Annotated in this window: 20 protein-coding genes; all 20 read right to left on the bottom strand. The window is 66.5% G+C overall.

From position 1 onward, the window contains the following. Positions 1 to 165: 165 nt before the first annotated feature. The 20 genes from ACNFH5_RS23775 to eutC all read right to left on the bottom strand — a co-directional run bounded on the left by ACNFH5_RS23775 (position 166) and on the right by eutC (position 17,977). Positions 166 to 1,413: an FAD-dependent oxidoreductase gene (locus ACNFH5_RS23775; protein ID WP_416750219.1), complete on the bottom strand. Its 1,248-nt coding sequence runs from the start codon at positions 1,411 to 1,413 to the stop codon at positions 166 to 168. Further along, positions 1,410 to 1,646, bottom strand: coding sequence for a 2Fe-2S iron-sulfur cluster-binding protein (locus ACNFH5_RS23770; protein ID WP_416750217.1), 237 nt, complete (start codon positions 1,644 to 1,646; stop codon positions 1,410 to 1,412). Before ACNFH5_RS23770 ends, ACNFH5_RS23775 begins: the two co-directional genes overlap by 4 nt. Further along, entirely contained in the window at positions 1,639 to 2,751 is a 1,113-nt protein-coding gene (locus ACNFH5_RS23765) for an NAD(P)/FAD-dependent oxidoreductase (RefSeq protein ID WP_416750215.1), read from the bottom strand. The genes ACNFH5_RS23770 and ACNFH5_RS23765 overlap by 8 nt, the downstream gene beginning before the upstream one ends. After that, complete coding sequence (locus ACNFH5_RS23760; RefSeq protein WP_416750213.1) at positions 2,748 to 3,692, bottom strand: 4-hydroxyproline epimerase; 945 nt, start codon at positions 3,690 to 3,692, stop codon at positions 2,748 to 2,750. Before ACNFH5_RS23760 ends, ACNFH5_RS23765 begins: the two co-directional genes overlap by 4 nt. A gap of 112 nt (positions 3,693 to 3,804) precedes the next feature. After that, a complete protein-coding gene (locus ACNFH5_RS23755; protein ID WP_416750211.1) occupies positions 3,805 to 4,479 on the bottom strand; it encodes a GntR family transcriptional regulator in 675 nt (224 codons plus the stop codon). Positions 4,480 to 4,610: 131 nt separating this feature from the next. Continuing rightward, on the bottom strand, positions 4,611 to 5,498 hold the full coding sequence (gene ispA / locus ACNFH5_RS23750; RefSeq protein WP_416750209.1) for a (2E,6E)-farnesyl diphosphate synthase: 888 nt from the start codon (positions 5,496 to 5,498) through the stop codon (positions 4,611 to 4,613). Beyond that, positions 5,495 to 5,740 (bottom strand): exodeoxyribonuclease VII small subunit, encoded by a 246-nt coding sequence (locus ACNFH5_RS23745; protein ID WP_416750207.1) that lies wholly within the window; start codon positions 5,738 to 5,740, stop codon positions 5,495 to 5,497. The genes ispA and ACNFH5_RS23745 overlap by 4 nt, the downstream gene beginning before the upstream one ends. Before the next feature lie 127 nt (positions 5,741 to 5,867). Continuing rightward, positions 5,868 to 6,497, bottom strand: a complete 630-nt coding sequence (locus ACNFH5_RS23740; protein ID WP_416750205.1) for an START domain-containing protein — start codon at positions 6,495 to 6,497, stop codon at positions 5,868 to 5,870. Positions 6,498 to 6,821: 324 nt separating this feature from the next. Then, on the bottom strand, positions 6,822 to 7,352 hold the full coding sequence (gene ppa / locus ACNFH5_RS23735; protein ID WP_017521720.1) for an inorganic diphosphatase: 531 nt from the start codon (positions 7,350 to 7,352) through the stop codon (positions 6,822 to 6,824). An 80-nt stretch (positions 7,353 to 7,432) separates the two neighbouring features. Continuing rightward, the gene (locus tag ACNFH5_RS23730) at positions 7,433 to 8,251 is read right to left on the bottom strand and encodes a zinc-dependent peptidase (RefSeq protein ID WP_416750202.1); all 819 of its coding nucleotides are present in this window, start codon (positions 8,249 to 8,251) and stop codon (positions 7,433 to 7,435) included. Between the two features lie 7 nt (positions 8,252 to 8,258). Continuing rightward, positions 8,259 to 8,918 carry a DedA family protein gene (locus tag ACNFH5_RS23725; RefSeq protein WP_024764672.1) on the bottom strand — a complete coding sequence of 220 codons (660 nt, stop codon included), beginning with the start codon at positions 8,916 to 8,918 and terminating at the stop codon, positions 8,259 to 8,261. A gap of 196 nt (positions 8,919 to 9,114) precedes the next feature. Further along, a complete protein-coding gene (locus tag ACNFH5_RS23720; RefSeq protein ID WP_416750199.1) occupies positions 9,115 to 9,999 on the bottom strand; it encodes a substrate-binding periplasmic protein in 885 nt (294 codons plus the stop codon). 101 nt (positions 10,000 to 10,100) lie between these two features. After that, positions 10,101 to 10,565, bottom strand: a complete 465-nt coding sequence (locus ACNFH5_RS23715) for a GNAT family N-acetyltransferase (protein WP_413351040.1) — start codon at positions 10,563 to 10,565, stop codon at positions 10,101 to 10,103. A 122-nt stretch (positions 10,566 to 10,687) separates the two neighbouring features. Further along, positions 10,688 to 11,149, bottom strand: a complete 462-nt coding sequence (locus ACNFH5_RS23710) for a type IV pilin protein (RefSeq protein ID WP_416750197.1) — start codon at positions 11,147 to 11,149, stop codon at positions 10,688 to 10,690. Continuing rightward, positions 11,146 to 14,583, bottom strand: coding sequence for a pilus assembly protein (locus ACNFH5_RS23705; protein WP_416750195.1), 3,438 nt, complete (start codon positions 14,581 to 14,583; stop codon positions 11,146 to 11,148). Before ACNFH5_RS23705 ends, ACNFH5_RS23710 begins: the two co-directional genes overlap by 4 nt. Continuing rightward, positions 14,570 to 15,115: a hypothetical protein gene (locus ACNFH5_RS23700; RefSeq protein WP_416750193.1), complete on the bottom strand. Its 546-nt coding sequence runs from the start codon at positions 15,113 to 15,115 to the stop codon at positions 14,570 to 14,572. The genes ACNFH5_RS23705 and ACNFH5_RS23700 overlap by 14 nt, the downstream gene beginning before the upstream one ends. Then, on the bottom strand, positions 15,112 to 15,858 hold the full coding sequence (locus ACNFH5_RS23695; protein WP_416750190.1) for a PilW family protein: 747 nt from the start codon (positions 15,856 to 15,858) through the stop codon (positions 15,112 to 15,114). The genes ACNFH5_RS23700 and ACNFH5_RS23695 overlap by 4 nt, the downstream gene beginning before the upstream one ends. After that, positions 15,855 to 16,460 carry a type IV pilus modification protein PilV gene (pilV, locus tag ACNFH5_RS23690; protein WP_416750188.1) on the bottom strand — a complete coding sequence of 202 codons (606 nt, stop codon included), beginning with the start codon at positions 16,458 to 16,460 and terminating at the stop codon, positions 15,855 to 15,857. Before pilV ends, ACNFH5_RS23695 begins: the two co-directional genes overlap by 4 nt. Beyond that, positions 16,451 to 16,996, bottom strand: coding sequence for a GspH/FimT family pseudopilin (locus tag ACNFH5_RS23685; protein ID WP_416750187.1), 546 nt, complete (start codon positions 16,994 to 16,996; stop codon positions 16,451 to 16,453). Before ACNFH5_RS23685 ends, pilV begins: the two co-directional genes overlap by 10 nt. Positions 16,997 to 17,170: 174 nt before the next feature. After that, positions 17,171 to 17,977, bottom strand: a complete 807-nt coding sequence (gene eutC, locus ACNFH5_RS23680; RefSeq protein ID WP_416750185.1) for an ethanolamine ammonia-lyase subunit EutC — start codon at positions 17,975 to 17,977, stop codon at positions 17,171 to 17,173. Between the last annotated feature and the right edge of the window lie 9 nt (positions 17,978 to 17,986).

Below are 17,986 nucleotides of genomic sequence, written 5' to 3'. Positions count from 1 at the left end.
GGGCGCTGTCAACTCGCAGGGCGCGCAATGCCTCTGGCGAATCAGTCAGTGGGGCAATGCTGGCGGATAAAGCGTGCCGCTTTATGCGCCCTGCGGGGCGATGTGTGAGGCGGACGCAGGGCGGATAACGCCTCAAGCGTTATCCGCCATCCGTGGCCTGTGTCTTCAGTCTTCGCCGAGCTGCAGCAAGGTTTCCACCCGCGCCGGGCTGAAGGGCGGGCGCGGCGCTGGCGGTTGCCAGCCGAACAGTTGCTTGGCTGCTGCGCCGCACACGCGGCCCTGGCAGGCGCCCATGCCGCAGCGGCTGGCGAGCTTGGCGGCGGTCCAGTCCGGCTTGCCGGCCAGGGCCGAGAAGGGCACGTCTTCGCAGCGGCAGACGAGGGTATCCGGTTGGGCGAGCTGGTTCAGGCGCGGGTCGAGGGCGAAGTCCTTCTTCAGTGCGGCGGCGAAGCCCTGCCAACGCTGGCGCTGCGACCAGAGCTCACGGGCTCGGTCGTGCTCACCCGCGGCGGCGTGGCCGGCGATGCGGCCTTCCACCAGCGCTTTCTCCGAACCGCCGAAGCCGGTGCATTCACCCGCGGCGTAGATACCGTCGCGGCTGCTCGCCTGCCAGGCATCGACGCGGATCGCACCGTCGTCCAGCTTGCAACCCAGTGCCTGGCCGAGCTGCACGTTGGGGATCAGGCCGAAGCCGCAGGCCAGCCGGTCGCATTCGATTTCCTTCAGCTTGCCGCCCTGGCTGATTCGCACGCCCTCCAGGTGATCTGTCCCCAGTGCGGCGACTACATGGCTGTCGGCACGGTAGGCCGGGTCGTACAGGCCGAACGACTGCAACAGCTTGTTCGGCCAGCGCGGCAGCTTCAGCGCGAAGCTGGCCAAGGCAGACCACGAGGCCTGTTCGGCGATGCGGAGGATTTTTGCGCCATTGGCGCGGGCGGTCGCGGCACTGGCGAGCAGTAGAGGGCCGCTACCGGCGATCACCACGCGCCGGCCGTCCACCGGCACGCCGCCTTTCACCAGCGCCTGCAGTCCGCCTGCGCCGGTGACGCCGGGCAGCGTCCAGCCGGGGAAGGGCAGCAGCAGCTCACGGGCACCGGTGCAGAGGATCAGCTTGCGGTAATCCAGCCGCCAGCCACGCTCGAAGTCTTCCAGCAGCAGGCCGCGTTCACCGGCCAGGGCCACCACGCGGGTACCACTGTGAATCCTGATAGTGGCGCAGGCGGCCACCTTTTCGCGTAGTTCCAGAGCGGCGCGCGGCAGGTGCGCATTGGGCCCGTCGCGCCAGATCTGCCCGCCGGGCAACGGGTTGTCATCGAGGATGACGATGCTGGCGCCGCTGGGCGCGGCGGCCAGGGCGGCAGACAGCCCGGCCGGCCCGGCGCCGATGATGACGATATCGGCCGTTTCGCTCATGGGCGCGTCTCCACCTGCATGCCGTCGCGGCACAGGGTCTGGCAGGCCAGGCGGCGCTGGCCGTCGATGGTCACCCGGCACTCCTGGCAGACGCCCATGCCGCACAGCGGCGCGCGGCGCTGGCCGCTGACCGAGGTGCGCGAGGTGCCGTCGCCACCCAGGGCGAGCGCGGCGGCAACCGTGGTGCCGGCGGCGACGCGCAGCGCGCGCCCGTCGAGGAACAGGTCAGGCATGGGCAGTGGCTCCGAGGAAGCGGCGCGGGGAATAGGGTTCGGCCGGCAGCGGCAGCGGTTCATCGCAGAGCTGCGCGGCGAGCAGGTCGGCGGTGCCTGGCGCAGTGGTCACGCCCAGGCCTTCGTGGCCGACCGCGAGCCACAGGCCGGGACGCTGCGGGTGCTCACCCACCAGCGGCATGCCGTCCGGGCTGGCCGCGCGGAAGCCCGCCCAGCTGCGGATCACGTTGAGGTTGGCCAGGCCGGGCATGTAGTCCACGGCGCGGCGCAGCATCTTCGCCAGCATCCAGCCTTCCACCTGTGGGTCGGTGGTGCCGAACTGCCGCGAGGCGCCAATGAACAGCTGCCCGGTCGGACGCGGCTGGATGTTGCAGGCCACCGAGGGGCCGCTGGCGTTGTGCGCGCTGGTGACATAACCCAACTCCACCAGCGTGCGACGCACCTTGCCGGGGTAGCGGTCGGTGATCAGCAGATGGCCTTTTTTCGGCTCGATGGGCAAGTCGACACAGAGCTGCGTAGCCTGGATGCCATTGGCCAGGACGATGGCCTTGGCGCTCAGCCACTGGCCGTTGTCCAGGCGCACGCGGGGTTCGTCGATTTCCACCACTTTCGCCTGACGCTGGCGGATCGGTTTCAGCGCCGACTCCAGCAGCCATGCGGCGGCGCGCGGGGCGTAGAGAATGCCGTCACCGGTGATCTCCAACCCGCCATGCAGGTCGCTGCGCAGCTCGGGTTCTTCCTGCTGCAGTTCCGCGCTGTTCAACAGTCTTGCGGCGACGCCATGCTCGCGCAGCACGGCGAACTTGCGTTCGGCTTCGGCCATCTCTTCGTCATTGGCCGCCAACCACATCGTGCCGTTGCTGCGGTAGGCGCACTCGGCAGGCATGTCGTGGCCCCACTCGCGCCAGCGCTGCAGCGAGTAGTTGCTCAGCGCCAGTTCGGCGGCGTTGTCATCGAGCACCAGCAGATGGCCCATTCCCACGGCAGTGGCGCCGGGCAGGCACGCGTCCAGCACCAGCACGTCCAGCCTGCGACGGGCGAGGGCGTGAGCGCAGGCGGCGCCGACTATACCGGCGCCGATGACGATGATGTCCGCATCGCTCACGGGCGGATGCCCCAGGCGAAGGGATCGTCTTCTTCCAGCAGCAGGGTGGCTTCGGCGCTGATGTTGGCGCGGCCGCGAATGGTCGGAATGATGCGCCCCTCGGATGGTTCGCCGGCCCACTCGAAGCGGCCCTCGAACTGGCTGCCGATCACGCTGGCCTGGCGCCAGGTGTCACCGGCGGCGAGCTTGCCGTCGGCCGCCAGGCACGCCAGCTTGGCGCTGGTGCCGGTGCCGCAGGGCGAGCGGTCGTAGGCCTTGCCGGGGCAGAGCACGTAGTTGCGGCTGTCCGCGTCGGGATCGTCGGCGAACAGTTCGATATGGTCGATCAGCCCGCCGTCTTCGCCACGGATGCCCTGGTCTTCCAACGCCTTCTGTACGGCAACGGTATAGGCGGTCAGTTCATCGAGATTGTCGCCGGCGACACGCAGGCCGTGATCGGAAATCAGGAAGAACCAGTTGCCGCCCCAGGCGATATCGCCGTGCACCAGCCCATGGCCGGGCACTTGCACCGGCACCTGCTTGCGGTAGCGGTAGGCGGGTACGTTGCGCACGCTTACGGAGCGGTCATCATGCAGGGTCGCTTCGACGGTGCCCACCGGTGTCTCGATCTTGTGAGTACCGGGACCGATGCGCCCCAGGTGCGCCAGCGAAACGACCAGGCCGATGGTGCCGTGGCCGCACATACCCAGGTAGCCGGTGTTATTGAAGAAGATCACCCCGGCGCAGGCGCTCGGGTCCACCGGCTCGCAGAGCAGCGCGCCGACCAGCACATCACTGCCGCGTGGCTCCAGCACCGTCGCGGCGCGCCAGCCGTCGTGCTCCTTGGCCAGCAGCGCGCGGCGCTCGGCCATGCTGCCCTTGCCCAGATCGGGAAAGCCGTCGAGCACCAGGCGCGTGGGCTCGCCGCCGGTGTGGGAATCGAGAACCTGGATGCGTTTCATGCTGCCCCCTGGGGTGTCTTGTTGTAGACCCTAGGGTGGCGCGGTGCGGGAAGCGGGGCTTGAGGGTTTTCCGCCGGGCCGATGATGAAATCGGCACAGCGGATCGTTTTGCTCAGCTCGGCGTGGGCCGATTCGGCAGGTGCTCATAGAGCGTGCGGCAGACGCCGTTGATGTGTTCTTCCAGCAGTTGCGCGGCGCGGTCGGCGTCGCCCGCGCGGCAGGCGTCGAGGATGTCGTGATGCTCGTGATCCGCGCGCTCCTTGCCGTCGGACATGCTCATCTGCAGGCGCAGGTAGCGTTCCACCTTGTCGTGGATCGAGCGGATCAGTCCGACCAGATACGGCCGCTGCGCTGGCTCGTAGAGGCAGGCGTGCAGCTCCCAGTTCAGCTCGGCCCAGCGGCCGATGTCATCCTCGCCGACGAACTCGGCACAGATGCTCTCGGCGCGGGCGAAGGTTTCGTCGCTCATGTTGGGAATCGCCAGGCGCAGCGCCTGGACTTCCAGGACTACGCGCACCTCGAACATCTGCGCCAGTTCCGGCTCGGATATCTTCGTCACCAGCGCACCCTTGTTGCGCTGGAATTCCACCAGACCCTCGGCCTCCAGGCGCTTGAGCGCCTCGCGCACGGGGATCTTGCTGACGTTGAAGATCTGCGCGATATCGTCCTGGCGAATCGGCTCGTTTTCCGCCATCTGGCCGGAAATGATCGCTTCGCGCAGGTGCTTGGCGATGGTCTCCGAAGCGGAGGGAACGATACCCAGGTTGGGGGCGTTGCGTAGCGGCACGATGCAGTCCGGTCAGGTGGCTTGTGTCGGATATGGTATACGAAATCCCTGCGGTGCAGTGAAGCACCGGCCAGCGCTCATCGCAATGGGTTTACCAGCGGATTTGCACACGCAATGCGCGTGCCGGGCAATCAGTTGCGGCGTTCGACGATGTAGCGCGCCAGGGCGCGCAGCGGCTCGGCGTTGTCGCCGAAACCCTCCAGCGCCGCCAGCGCCTGGTCGCGCAGGGCCAGGGCGTAGGCCTTGGCGGCATCGAGGCCGAGCAGGGCGGGGTAGGTCGGCTTGTCGTGCGCCTGGTCCTTGCCCTGGGTCTTGCCGAGGGTGGCGGTGTCGCTTTCCACGTCGAGGATGTCGTCCTGCACCTGGAATGCCAGGCCCACGGCCTCGGCATAGCGGCGCAGGGCGTCCAGCGCCTCGGCCGTAGCGTGGCCGCTGGCCAGGGCACCCAGCTGAACGCTGGCCTCGATCAGAGCGCCGGTCTTGTGCCGGTGCATGGTTTCCAGCGCGGCCTGGTCGATCTTGCGGCCCACCGACTCCAGATCGATCGCCTGCCCGCCAACCATGCCGGCCGAACCGGCGGCGCGGGTCAGGGCCAGCAGCATGTCCAGGCGGGTCTGGGCATCCTGCGGATTGAGCTGGGCGTTACCGATCACCTCGAATGCCAGTGCCTGCAGGCCGTCACCGGCGAGGATCGCGCAGGCTTCGTCGTAGGCAATGTGGGTGGTCGGCTGGCCGCGACGCAGGTCGTCGTCGTCCATCGCCGGCAAGTCGTCGTGCACCAGGGAATAGGCGTGGATCAGCTCCACCGCGCAGGCTGCGCCATCGGCGCGTTCGGGCTCGCCACCCAGCGCTTCGCAGGCGGCGTAGGCCAGTAGCGGGCGTACCCGCTTGCCGCCGTTGACCACGCTGTAGCGCATGGCGGCATAGATGCGGGTGAGTTCTTCACGGGGAGCGACGAAGAGTTTTTCCAGCGCAGCATCGACACGCGCCTGACAGCGCGCCTGGTAGGCCGAGATCATGCGTCTTCGCCTTCCGGGTCGAAGGGCGCTTCGCTCAGCTCGCCGTCGCGGTCCAGCAGGATCTGTACCTTCTGCTCCGCCTGGGTCAGCGCCGCCTGGCAGTCACGGGTCAGGCGGATGCCCTGCTCGAAGGCACCCAGCGAATCCTCCAGCGACAACTCGCCGCTTTCCAGGCGCTCCACCAGCGTTTGCAGCTCGGCGAGGGACTGTTCGAAGTCGAGGGAAGCTTTCTTGCGGGCCATGCGGACATCTCGGCGGGGGTATTCGGAAACCTCGCGACACTAGCAGAGACGGGCTTTGCGGGCAAATCTTCGGTCAGGGCGCAGGCGACTGCGCAAGGGCTGCCAGCGGTGATTTACTACCGGCTTTCTAATAGCCGCCGTCACGGACGCCCTGGTGCTCCGCCACCACTTTCAGCATGCGCAGCGACTCGAAGGGTGCGTCGACCACGAACTGGTTTGCCAGCCAGGACGGCACGCTGCCGCCCGGCTCGCCGCGCATTTCGTAGGTGACCTCGGTGAGCTTCGGGCCCTTGGGGACCATCTGCCAGGTGCCGGAGACGCTGGGCACGCGGATGCGGTCCTTCACCGGCGGGACGTAGTCCGGAGCGGCCTGCAGGTGGCGGATCATGCCGCCGTCGGGAGTTTCCTCGGTGCTCACCTTCAGCACCAGGTCACGCGGGGCGGCGGGCCAGGGGAGTTTGGTATCGAGGTAGACCCAGATGGCTTCGTCGCTGTACTTGAGCAGGCGCATCTGCGCGCAGGCGTAGAGCCACGCGCAGGAGACGCGCAGGTTTTCCTGCAGGTGACCGAGCGTGGCGACGTCGGCCTTCACCAGGGTTACGCCGCGAAAGCTCTTGTAGTGTGAGCCGGGCACTTCGCTCAGGTAGACGCGCACGCCGTCCTGGTCCTTGGCGAGCTTCCAGTCCGCGGCTTGCGCGTGGGCAAGTGCAGGCGCGGTCAGCAGCAAGGCGAGCAGGAGATATGACGAGCATTTCATGGCAGCGAACCGGCGGGGGAATAGTCCGATCTTATGCCCGGCCCGTGACAATGGCGCATTGGCCGGCGAGCGGTCTGGAGGGGGACTATGCCGGTTGCATGGAGGCAAATCGCGGGCATTAAAAAAGCCGGCTTGTGGCCGGCTTTCAGGGGGTGGTCCAACCTTACTTCTGGTAGGGCGGGCCGCCTTGATTCTGTGGCGATGCAGTGAGCTGCTCGCGGGGCGCAGATGGTAGCAAAGTCGGGACGAAAAGCCTAATCCCGGTCATAAAAAAAGCCCCGCCAAGGCGGGGCTTCTTCGTGGCGCGGATAATCCGCGCGACCATCACTTGGCCTGGAAGGCGGCGACGGCCTTGGTGATGTAGTCGTGAGCCTGGGCGGCGTCGCCCCAGCCTTCGACCTTCACCCACTTGCCCTTCTCGAGATCCTTGTAGTTCTCGAAGAAGTGCTTGATCTGCTCCAGCAGCAGGGCCGGCAGGTCGGTGTATTCCTTCACGTCCTTGTACAGGACGGTCAGCTTGTCGTGCGGTACGGCGATCAGCTTGGCGTCGCCGCCGGCTTCGTCGCTCATGTTCAGCACGCCAACGGGACGCGCGCGGATCACCGAGCCCGGAGCGACCGGATACGGGGTCACGACCAGCACGTCCAGGGGGTCACCGTCGTCGGCCAGGGTGTTCGGGATGAAGCCGTAGTTGGCCGGGTAGAACATCGGGGTGGCCATGAAACGGTCGACGAACAGGCAGTCGGTGTCCTTGTCGATTTCGTACTTGATCGGCGCGTGGTTGGCCGGGATCTCGATGGCGACGTAAATGTCGTTCGGCAGGTCTTTGCCAGCCGGGATGCTGCTGTAGCTCATGGACGACTCCAGATAGTGGTCGGGCCGAAAAAGTGCGGCGGATTATAGGCAGATTGCCGTGTCCAAGCCACTGACATCGCCTAGTGCGCCTGAGTTTCCTGATATTCGGGGTGTTCGCCCTGAAGCTTGTGCAGGCGCGAGAGCGGATCTTGCCGGTAGAACAGCGAAAGCTGTTCATAGACTTTGGGATAGGCCGCCTGAAGGAGGTCCGGAGCAGTAAAGAAGTACTCGCTGGTGACGGCGAAGAACTCCGCCGGGTTTTCGGCAGCGTACGGGTCGATGGCGGTGTGCGCCTGCGGGTTGTGGTCGAGCTGGCGGTTCATGTCGTCGTAGGCGGCCTGCATGGCGGCGGCCCAGTCGGTCACGCGCATGTCGCGGTGCAGCGGTGGCAGGCCGTTGGCGTCGCCGTTGAGCATGTCCAGCTTGTGGGCCAGTTCGTGGATCACCAGGTTGTAGGCGTCCCAGCCGCCACCGCTTTCCACGCCGGGCCAGGCGAGGATCACCGGGCCTTGCAGCGAGGTTTCGCCGGCGCGCTCGTCGTCGAACTCGTGCAGGACGCCGGCCGGGTCGCGGTGCTTCTGCGGGCTGACGAAGTCGTCGGGGTAGAGGACCAGTTCATGGAAGCCGCCGTACCAGTTCAGATCCGGCAGGTGCAGCAGAGGCAGTTCGGCCTGGGTGGCCAGCAGCAGTCGGCGATAGTCGTCCAGTTCGATGCCGGGCAACGGCGAGAGCCGCTTGTCGCGCAGGAACAGCAGCGCCCGCTCGCCGAGTCGGCGCAGCTCGTCTTCGCTCAGGCCATCGAGGATCGGCAGATGCCGGCGCACCTGTGCCCACAGTTCCGCGTCGAGCGGGTAGCGGGCGAGGAAGCGCCGGCGGCGCCAGGCGCTGAACGACCACATGGGCGGATCAGTGCTCGCCGGGCTGGGCCTTGGCCGAGGGGCGCATCTTGTGGCGGATGAAGCCGATCAGCATGGGCACCAGGGAGAAGGCGATGATGGCGATGATCATCACCGAGAGGTTCTGCTTGATGAACGGCACGTTGCCGAAGAAGTAGCCCAGGGTGACCAGGCCGCCGACCCAGGCGATGCTGCCGGCCACGCTGAAGAACAGGAAGCGCGCGTAGGGCATGTAGGCCATGCCGGCGACGAAGGGGGCGAAGGTGCGCACGATGGGCAGGAAGCGCGCCAGGGTCACGGTCTTGCCGCCGTGACGCTCATAGAAGGCGTGGGTCTGGTCCAGGTAGTCGCGGCGGAAGACTTTCGAGTTCGGATTGCTGAACAGGCGCTTGCCCAAGGTTCGGCCGATCACGTAGTTGGTGCTGTCGCCGCTGATCGCCGCGAGGAGCAGCAGGCCGCCGAGCAGCCAGGGGTCCATGCCGCCCGCGGCGCAGATGGCGCCAGCGATGAACAGCAGCGAATCACCCGGCAGGAACGGCGTCACAACCAGGCCGGTCTCGCAGAAGATCACCAGGAAAAGGATGGCGTAGATCCAGGTGCCGTAGTTGGCCACCGCCAGCGACAGGTAGGAGTCGAGGTGAAGAATCAGGTCGATCGGGTTGAATTCCATGAGAAGCCTGTCTGACAACAAGGAGAACAGCTGGGCCGCCCATTATAGGGGGCGACGCCGCCGCCGGGGGGCACGCTCCGTCGAATCCTGCGACAGAGGTCCGCGGGAGGATATTACAGCTTCTGCGTGAAAATCCTGTCGCTGTGAGCGCGGCAATGCCTTGTGACAAATGCACGACGCAGAGGGGCGCGGCGTCTCAGAGCAGGCTTGCTTGCCAGCTCAATAGAGTGGTTGTCGTTCTGGGTATCAGTGCGGCCCCGTGCTGTCCGCCGGCTTGCGGAAGTTGCTCGGCCAGTGGGTGGGCGGCCACTTCACGGGTGTTCATGGCGGATTCCAGGTGGGCTTCGGCGATCAGCTGCTGCAGGCGGCCGCTTCGGCGCAGGGTGCGCAGGCCGCGGTCGAGGCTGGCGGCCAGGGCTTCGCCTTCGGCACGCTTCTTCGGCACCAGCACGTAGAGCGGCTTGACCTCCAGCGGCGGGTCGATGAACTCCAGTTGTTCGCGCAGCGCCGGGGCGTTCTGGCTGAGCAACTGGTAGCCGGTGTAGCGGTCCACCACGGCCAGGTCGATGCGTCCGCGCAGGAGTTTCTCCAGGTTCTGCCAGTCGCTGCTGACTACGTCCTTGTTGAGGAAGTCGGCGGCGTCGAAGGCGCTCTGGTTGACGTAGCCGCGCACTACGCCGATGCGATATGGGCGCAGGCTGTCGAGGTTGCGCGGGTCGATCGGCAGGGCACGGTCACGGCGACGGAAGAAGCCCAGCTGGGAGTCCAGCAGCGGCATCGAGGTGTAGAAGTCTTCCCGGCGGTCCGCCGACAGGTAGGCCGGCATCAACGCGTCGAAGCGGCCTTCGCGGGCTTCGTTGAGGGCGCGTTGCCAGGGCAGGAAGACCAGTTCGGCCTTGTCGCCGTTGAGCGCCAGTGCTTCGTTGAGGATGCGGCTGGCCAACCCGTAGCCCGGCAGGTCGCTACCGACGTAAGGCGCCCACTCCAGGGTGGCGACTCGCAGAGTCTGGGCCTGGGCGGTGGCGCCCAGCAGCGCGAGACAGAGACAGGCGGTGCGCAGAACAAGCAGGGAAATACGCATGGGATCCCTTCATGCGGAGGCCGCGGCAATTCCGATACTGGCACTCTAATACTCCGGGCCCGCCGATGCCAGCGGGCCGCTCCGCACCTCAATTCAGATCGTCAGTTCAGATCGTCGCTGATCGGCAGGATGTAGTTCTTGAACTCGCTGTCCTCGCGGAAGCCGATGGACTCGTAGACCTTCTGCGCCACTTCGTTGTTGACACTGGTGGACACGCGCATGCGTACGGCCTGGGTCTCGCGGGCCATCTGCCGGGCGGTCTGCAGCAGGTGGTCGGCGACCAGCTGGCGGCGCGCCTCTTCGGCGACGTAGATATCGTTGAGAATCCACACGCGCTTGAGCGACAGCGAGGAGAAGCTCGGGTAGAGCTGGCAGAAACCCAGCAGCTTGCTGTCGTCGTCATCCGGCAGGGCCAGGTAGATCACCGATTCCTTGCGGCGCAGGCGCTTCTCGAGGAATTTTCGCGAGGACTCGGGGTAGGGGAGCATGCCGTAGAACTCGCGGTATTTGACGAACAACGGAGCGAGCAGATCGAGGTGGTCGAGCGTGGCTTGCACGATGCGCATAAGCGGGCCTCGGCGGGAGGTGAATGGGCTGGTATGGCAATGCAGGGGCTATGCCAGCGAATAGCCATTGGTCCGATGCTGCACCAGAAATTGTGGAAAGCGCAATCCAAGCGAGCGTTTGATCAACGCCAGCAGCTGTCGACGCTTCCCACGCTGACGCTACGGGTGCCGCGCTCGTCCAGGGTGAAGTCGCCGCAGTCCAGGTCGCGCAACTGGGCGCCCCTGCGCTGGGCGGTCAGCCGGTAACGGCGTGTATCGCCGTCGGGATGTTCGGCGGCCAGCTCGTACAGTTGGTGCGTCGAGAGACGCTTGCCATCCGCCGTGAGCGGGTAGGTAAACGCCAGCTTCGTAGGGTCGTCGGTGTACTTGCTGTATTGCGCCAGGTAGCGCTCCTGTTGGGCCGCGGCATCGCGCAGGAGGGTCTGCGCCTCGCTGCGGTTGGCACGCAGGATGAACTGGCGGTAGCTGGGAATGGCGATACCGGCGAGCAGGGCCAGGATGGAAACCACCACCATCAGTTCGACCAGAGTGAATCCGCCAGCTTTGATGGTGTGTGGCGCGGGTACCGAAGGCAGGGCTCTCATGGGTAACTCACGGGCAGGTTGTAGTTCATGATCCGCCAGTTGAAGCGGCCCTGGTTCACCGGGTTGAACAGTTGCACGGGGAGGCGGTTTCCATCCGGTGTGTAGAGGCTGTCGCCGATGCGGGTCACCGGTCCGTCAATGCGCATGCCGCTGGCGGTCTCGCTGAAGGAGCCGTCGCCCACCAGGTCGAACACGTTGAAGTCCAGCGCGCCGCCGGTCTTCGGGTTCACTGCCAGCAGCCAGTAGGTGATGCCCGCGCTGCAGGGGTCGGCGTTGGGTTGGCCGACGGTGACGAACAGCACGTCGCCGAGCATGAAGGGCTGGTCGAGGACCCTCTCGCCATCGGCCAGGTCGAAGTACCAGCCACGGATTCCGATGCCGCGTTTGCCACTGCTGTCCCAGGCCACAGGGGTGCTGCTCAACTGGCGGACCTCGCTGGTGCCGGCGCTGTGGGTGACGGTTTCCAGGGTCAGCGTCTGGGCCTGCAGATCAGAGAGTTTGCTCAGTGCGGCAGGCGCGCCGGCTCCGTCGACGTGGGCGAGGTAGTCGGTCTGGTCCCAGAAGCCGTAAAGGGACTGGCGGCTGATGGCGCCTTCCTTGTCGCCCCCCTCGAAGTACTTGCCGGTACCGGCGATCACCAACTGCCCGCCGCGTGGATGCTGGGTGACCTCGCCGGCGGCGCTCAGCGGCTGGTTGCGGCTGGCAGGGACGCTGGAGAGCACGCTGGAGGCGACGTCGAGACCGGCCTGCCGGTAGAGCTGGCCCTGCAGGCTGCCGTAGTAGCGCTGGGCGAGTTCGCCGGGACTGTCTGCGCGGGTCCAGGCGACCGTGCTGCCGATTTCGCCGTCGCCAGCGGCGGACTGGCTGGCGGCGCTGATGCGCCCGTCCTCCAGGCGGATCGACAGCGCGTAGCCCTTGGCGGTGTCGTACCCGTTGCCGGTGAGCACATAGGCAACGCCGTCGGAGATCGTGATCACCGGCCGGTCGAGCACGTAGCCGAACTCGATGTCCTTGCCGTTCTCGCTGCTGGCGCTGCCTGCGTATTCCCAGAGCAGGCGGGGCTGGTCGGCGTTGGTGATGTCCAGCGCGAACAGGCCGCGCCCACCGCGCCCGGGCGCCATGACCAGCACGGTGTGCCAGCTGCCATCGAAATGCACGTCACGGGTGACCGCGCTGCCGTCGACATAGAAACGGTGCAGGCTGTTGGTGTTTTCCTCTTCCGAGCGCGCGGCGTAGCGGGTGTCGGAGAGGTAGTTGAGCTGCCCGAATACGGCGGCGGGAATGAAGGCCCAGCGTTCCCGGCCGGTCTCGTCGAAGGCGTGCAGCATGCCGTCGTTGGCGCCGACGTAGAGGCGACTCTCGCGATTGGCGTTGGCCTGTCGGAAGGCGTCGTAGCCGGTCGCACCGGAGGCTTTCTCCAGGTAGTAGGTGACGGCGGACGGAGGGCCGACGACCACGGGGGAGGAGTAGATGATGTCGCCCAGCAGATGGTTGCGGGCGCGGAAGGTGTCGCCTTCGTCACTGCGCTCACCGCGCAGCCAGGCGACGCGCTTCTCTCCCAGGTGGTCCTCACGCTGGGTACCCGGAGCGCGGTTGAGCAGCTGTTGTTGCTGGGCCGCCAGGTTGCCCCAGGTGAAGGCCTGCAGGTGGCCCTTGGCACTGTCCGGCGCGGTATTGGTGTAGATGCTGCGGCTGGTCGGTGAGCGCTGGTTGAGCTGGTTGCGGAACGACAGCGAGGAGTTCGCCTGGGCATTGCCCTGGGCGTCCAGGCGGTACTGCAGGATGTCGCCGCTCCAGTCGGTGGGTTGGTAGCTGGCGCGATAGAGGTGGGTGTCGGTGCTCAACGAGGTGGAGCTGGCGCCGGCGGCGGCCACCGCCAGCTGGTTGCTGGAGATGCTGCTGACGATGGCCTGGAAGGCCTTAACCAGTTCGCTGGTGGAGTCGGCGCTGAAGAATTCGCCGCGGGAGTTGAGGGCTCCGTGCCAGAGCGCAGCCACCTTGCCTTCGTTGGCGGTGACAGTCATGCCGTCGAGGCTGGTGCTGGCGCTCGGGTTTGGCCAGCTCCGGGTGCCATCGAGCAGTTGCGGATAGGAACCGGAATAGGTGTCGCCATCCCACTTCAGGTACTTCAGGGTCGGGCCGAGTCCCAGGCCTACGGTGTAGGTGGTGATGTGCTGCCAGGTGGCCGGGTCGTTCTTCGGGTTCCAGTAGTCGTTGCCGTCGCGAAAGCGCGGCGGAACCTTGTTTTCCAGGTCGGTACGGGCATCGGTGGCCCAGCCGAGGAAGATGTTGTCGGCGAGGGTGTTCGACCATTTGTCCTGATAGGGCGCCGTCGCGGCGAAGGCGGTGCCGTCGGGCAGGGTTCTCGCGGTGCCGTCGGCGTTGCTGCCGCCGGAGCCATCGCCGAAGCCATCGGTCATCAGCAGGTGGTAGCTGGGCCGGCAGGCGTACTCGGTCTTTACGTCGCGGGGGCTGCCCGGCGCGCGGGCATAGGGGTTATAGGCGGTGGTGTTGCTCAGGTAGTTGTTGACCCGGTTCTGCGCCGTTCCCAGGGGCGTGCCGCCACTGGCTGCGAGGCGGCTGGTGAAGTTGAAGAAGTCCGCCTTGTGCTGGCCGGCGAAGGTCGCGAGGGTCTGGTTGCCGCAGGCCGTGGAGCTCATGTTGAAGTTGGTGTTGTAGCAGCTGTTCAGCGCCTGCCAGGTCACCCGGATGTGCTCGGGCAGGTCGAACAGCGCCAGGTTGGCGGCGGTGCGCGTGGCGAGCTGGCGGGTACGGTAGAAGGAAAACCAGTTGGCGTAGTTCTGCTTTTCTTCCGCCGTGCTGACCCAGTGCGGGGTGAAGCAGGTGCGGGTGCAGGCGTTGGCGCTGGTGAATGACGAGTCCGCCGCGCAGTTCTGCACGGCACTGAGGCTGCTGGTGGCCACATTGCGCGCATGCGGGCAGGACGCATTGAACTGGTAGTAGTGGGCGTAGCGCTGGTAGCTGTCGGTGCTGTTGACCGCCTGGGTCGCGTTCTGGCTGTAGCCGTTGCCGGTATTGCGGTTCAGGTCGACGGTGCCGGTCTGGTTGGTGAGAAAGCCATCGTAGTAGGCCTTGTCGAAGTTGGTGACGTAGCGCTCGCTGACGATCCGGCCGCCGTTGAAGGTGACCTTCCACGGCGCCTCGTAGGTGATGTCGGGGTTGTAGTACATCGGGTTGTAGGCGGTGGAACGGTTGGCGATGCTGTAGGAACTCATGCCATCCGGGGTGTAGGCGCTGGTCATGCTGCCGGAGTCGTCGAGGGTGACGATCAGGTTGGGCGAGACGCCCTCCACCAGGAACAGCGGCGCCTGGCTCGGGGCTGCGGCTTGCGCACCCGTGCCGGTGAGCAGAATCGCCAGGCCGGCCAACGCGGCGAGATGGGGCGGCGAGCGGAACGGGTCAGCGCTGGACACGGGCGTACTCCTGTAGTCGGACCAGGGCCTGGTCGGTGATGCCGGTGGACAGGGCATTCATCTGCAGCAGCAAGGTGCCGTTGCCCGCCAGGCAGTCGGCCATGGCGCTGGAGGAGCGGCTCTCGCATTGCGCGGCGACGTACCAGCGCGGCGCGCTGCTCAGTTCCGCCAATTGGTCGGGGGTGGCCAGGTCGTTGCCTCGATAAGTGCGCGCCCGTGTCAGCAGTGCGCTGCTGGCAGCAATGTCTGGTTCGAGCCAGAGTCGGTCGCACAGCAGTATCTGTTGCTGGCTCCGCGCGGTGCTGATGCAGGTGTCGGCCTCGCCCACGGCCATCGTCGGGCTGTAGCGGGTCCGGTCCAGCGCTTCGCTGATCGCTGATTCGGCGCCGCCCAGCGCCGCCTGGTAGTCCCTTGACTCGGCCAGGCTGTTGTCCAGCAGCAAGCCGCTGCGCAGGTTGCCCAGGGTCAGGATGCTCAGCGCCAGCAGCATGAGCAGGGCGATGAGCAGGGTTTGGCCACGTTGCCGGTTCATGGCTGACTCCTCAGGTAGAGCGTCTGCGTGAAGGCGCTGCACAGGCCGCGCGCGCCGGTGCTCTTCGTCGTCGCGAGGTTCAGCGGATCCTGGTAAGTGCAGTTTTCGGGCAGCAATGCACGGGTCGAGGTGAGCACCAGGCCGGCGCGGAGCTGGTTGGTCGAGCCGACTGCGAACATGAGGTCGTGGATGCCGCTGGCAAGGGCGGCCTCGCCGGCGGACAAGGCGTTGTTGGTCTTGCACAGCAGCTCGTCGTCGACCAGGCGCAGGTGGCTGACCAATACCTGCGGATTGCCCGTGTCGTCATCGCTGTAGAGCGAGGCGCCGGTGCAATCCTGATGCACCTGTGCATCGCTGCGCTGAGGGCGCTGGTAGCGCAGGCACAGGCCGCGGCCACCGGCATCCAGGCTGGCAACCTTGCCGGCGCCGAAGATGCAGCCGGTGGACGCGTCGGTCAGGGCCGGAAAGGGGCCTTCGCGGTCGATGACGAAGTCGTACTGCTGGTCGTCGGCATTGGTGGCGTGGCGCACCCAGGCGCTGTAGCCGGCATGCCCGCTCTCGCGCTGCAGCAGGTCGAGGATGAAACGGGCATTGGCCTGGTTCTGCTGCTGGGCATGGTTGAAGGCGGCGTGGTCGCTGCCCGACAGGTAGATCTGCAGCACGCCCAGCAGCACCATGACGCCCAGCGCAATGGCGACCATCAGCTCGATCAGTGACAGGCCGGTCTGGCGATGCCGGCTCATGGCTGGAAACTCAGTCGGTAGCGTTCGACGCCGCCGGCATCGCTGGCGGAAAGGCAGGCTGCGTCGTCATCGTCCGCGGTGGTCGGGCTGCCGGCCTGGCAGTTGCGGCTGTGCCAGGCCAGCTGGATCAGCAGCAGCGGCTGGCGCGAAGCGGCGTCGCAGGACTTGCCGTCACTGCTGGGGCAGATGAAGGTGGAATCGCTCAGCAGCGCATCGTCGGTGTTGAGCTTCAGGCGCAGCTGTTCGACCCAGCAGGCCAGTTCGCGCCGGGCTCGATCAGCCTTGCCCAGGCCGCTGGTGGCGCAGCTCTGGCCGCTGCCGATGCTGGGAAAGCTGCTGCCGGCCGGGACCAGGTAGGCCGCGTTGGTACTGAGCTTGCCCTTGCTGACCTGCGCCTCGCGATTGGCCTGGATGCTGCGGGCGAGGTCCGCTGCCAGCAGGAGGGCGTTCTGCCGCTGCTGGCTGTCGTGGCTATAGGCGATGCTGCGGCTCTGCAGAGCCAGCAGGCCGAGCAGGGCGACGCTGGTGAGCATTACCGCCACCATGATCTCGATCAGATAGAAGCCCCGCTGGGCTGCGTGGGATCGGCCCGTCAGTCGCATGGGCTCACCGCTCCGCCACGCTGCAGGCAGACCTTGCTCGAGTAGCTGCCGGCAGTGAGGGTGAAGACCTGCGGAAAGTTGCCGCTGCCGGTAGCGATGCCGTTGCCGTCGAACTCCAGCGGAGCGGCCGGCTTCTGGGTAACGAGTACCTTTCCGGATTCGTCGAGCCGGGTCCTGCGCAACTCTATCTCTCGATGGCCCTGCAGGTCGCCGCCGCGCAGTCGACCGACGCTCAGCTCCGAGGTCCAGTCGCCGCTGCTCTGCGGCGTCACCCGCACCGGCTGGTGCCCGATCTGCGCCTGGGCGCGGGCGTACTGCAGCACCGCGACCAATTGCTTGCCGGTGCTCTGCGCGCGATTGCGATTGATCAGCAGGTCGAAGGAAGGCACCGCGATGCCCAGCAGGATCGCCAGGATCGCGATGGTCACCATCGCTTCGATCAGGGTGAAGCCACGCTGAACAGGCTGGGGGCTGACACGAGCATGCAACTGAGTGTTGGGTGAATCCATCGTCTCGCCATCGTCATGAAGCGCCATGCGCTGGCGCTTCCTTTCGTGCGCCAGGCACGGTCCTTGATGACGTGGTTTTTATCGCGACGGGTGGCGGGGGTGATTTAAGACGATTCTTAAAGACGGCGGCCCGCTGCGCGGCATGTGGTCGCGTTCACGCTGCGGGCGAAGCAGGCCGGCACGGCTCAGCTTGCTGATGACTCAGCCACCGATAAGAAAGTTGCCGGTCCCGCCGGCGCTCTCGCCCTCCAATGCGGGGAGTTCCGCCTCGTCCTTCAGGTTCACCCCCGACAACTGCCGCCGGCAGGCTTCGCGCATCAGGTAGAGCAGGCGGTGAGTGGCGAGCCCATAGCTCAGGCCTTCCAGCCGCACGTTGGAGATGCAGTTGCGGTAGGCGTCGTTCAGGCCGACCTTCGGCGCCCAGGTGAAGTACAGGCCCAGGCTGTCGGGTGAGGACAGACCGGGACGCTCGCCGATCAGGATCACCACCATCTTCGCCCTCAGTAACTCGGCCACCTCGTCGGCGACGGCGACGCGGCCCTGTTGCACCAGTGCGATCGGCGACAGGCTCCAGCCCTCGTTGCGCGCCTGTTCCTCCATGCGTTGGAGAAAGGGCAGGCTGTGGCGCTGCACTGCCAGTGAGGAAAGACCGTCGGCGATCACCACGGCGAGGTCGTAGCCCTGCGGATGGCGGTCGGCATGGCGGCGCAGAATCTCTACCGACTCTTGGTTCAGGCGGCGGCCGAGATCGGGGCGTTGCAGGTAGGTATCACGGTCGGTGGCGGCGCTGTGCAGCAGCAGGGTGTCGCGACCGCGTTCGGCCAATTGCGCGGCGAGGCCGTCGCGGTCGAAGGGCAGGTGCACGGCGTCGCGCGCCTGGGCGTGGGCGAACTGGAAGTCCAGTTGTGCACCGGTCGGCAGGCTGGTGCCGGCGCGGCCCAGTGCGATGCGCGCCGAGGTCAGGCGGCGCAGTTCCTGCCAGGGGTTGGGGGTAAAGCTGTCGCTCATCGAAAACTC

The organism is Pseudomonas sp. NY15435, from assembly GCF_048068295.1.
Taxonomy (GTDB): Bacteria; Pseudomonadota; Gammaproteobacteria; order Pseudomonadales; family Pseudomonadaceae; genus Pseudomonas.
This window is presented reverse-complemented; position numbering and strand designations above follow the sequence as displayed.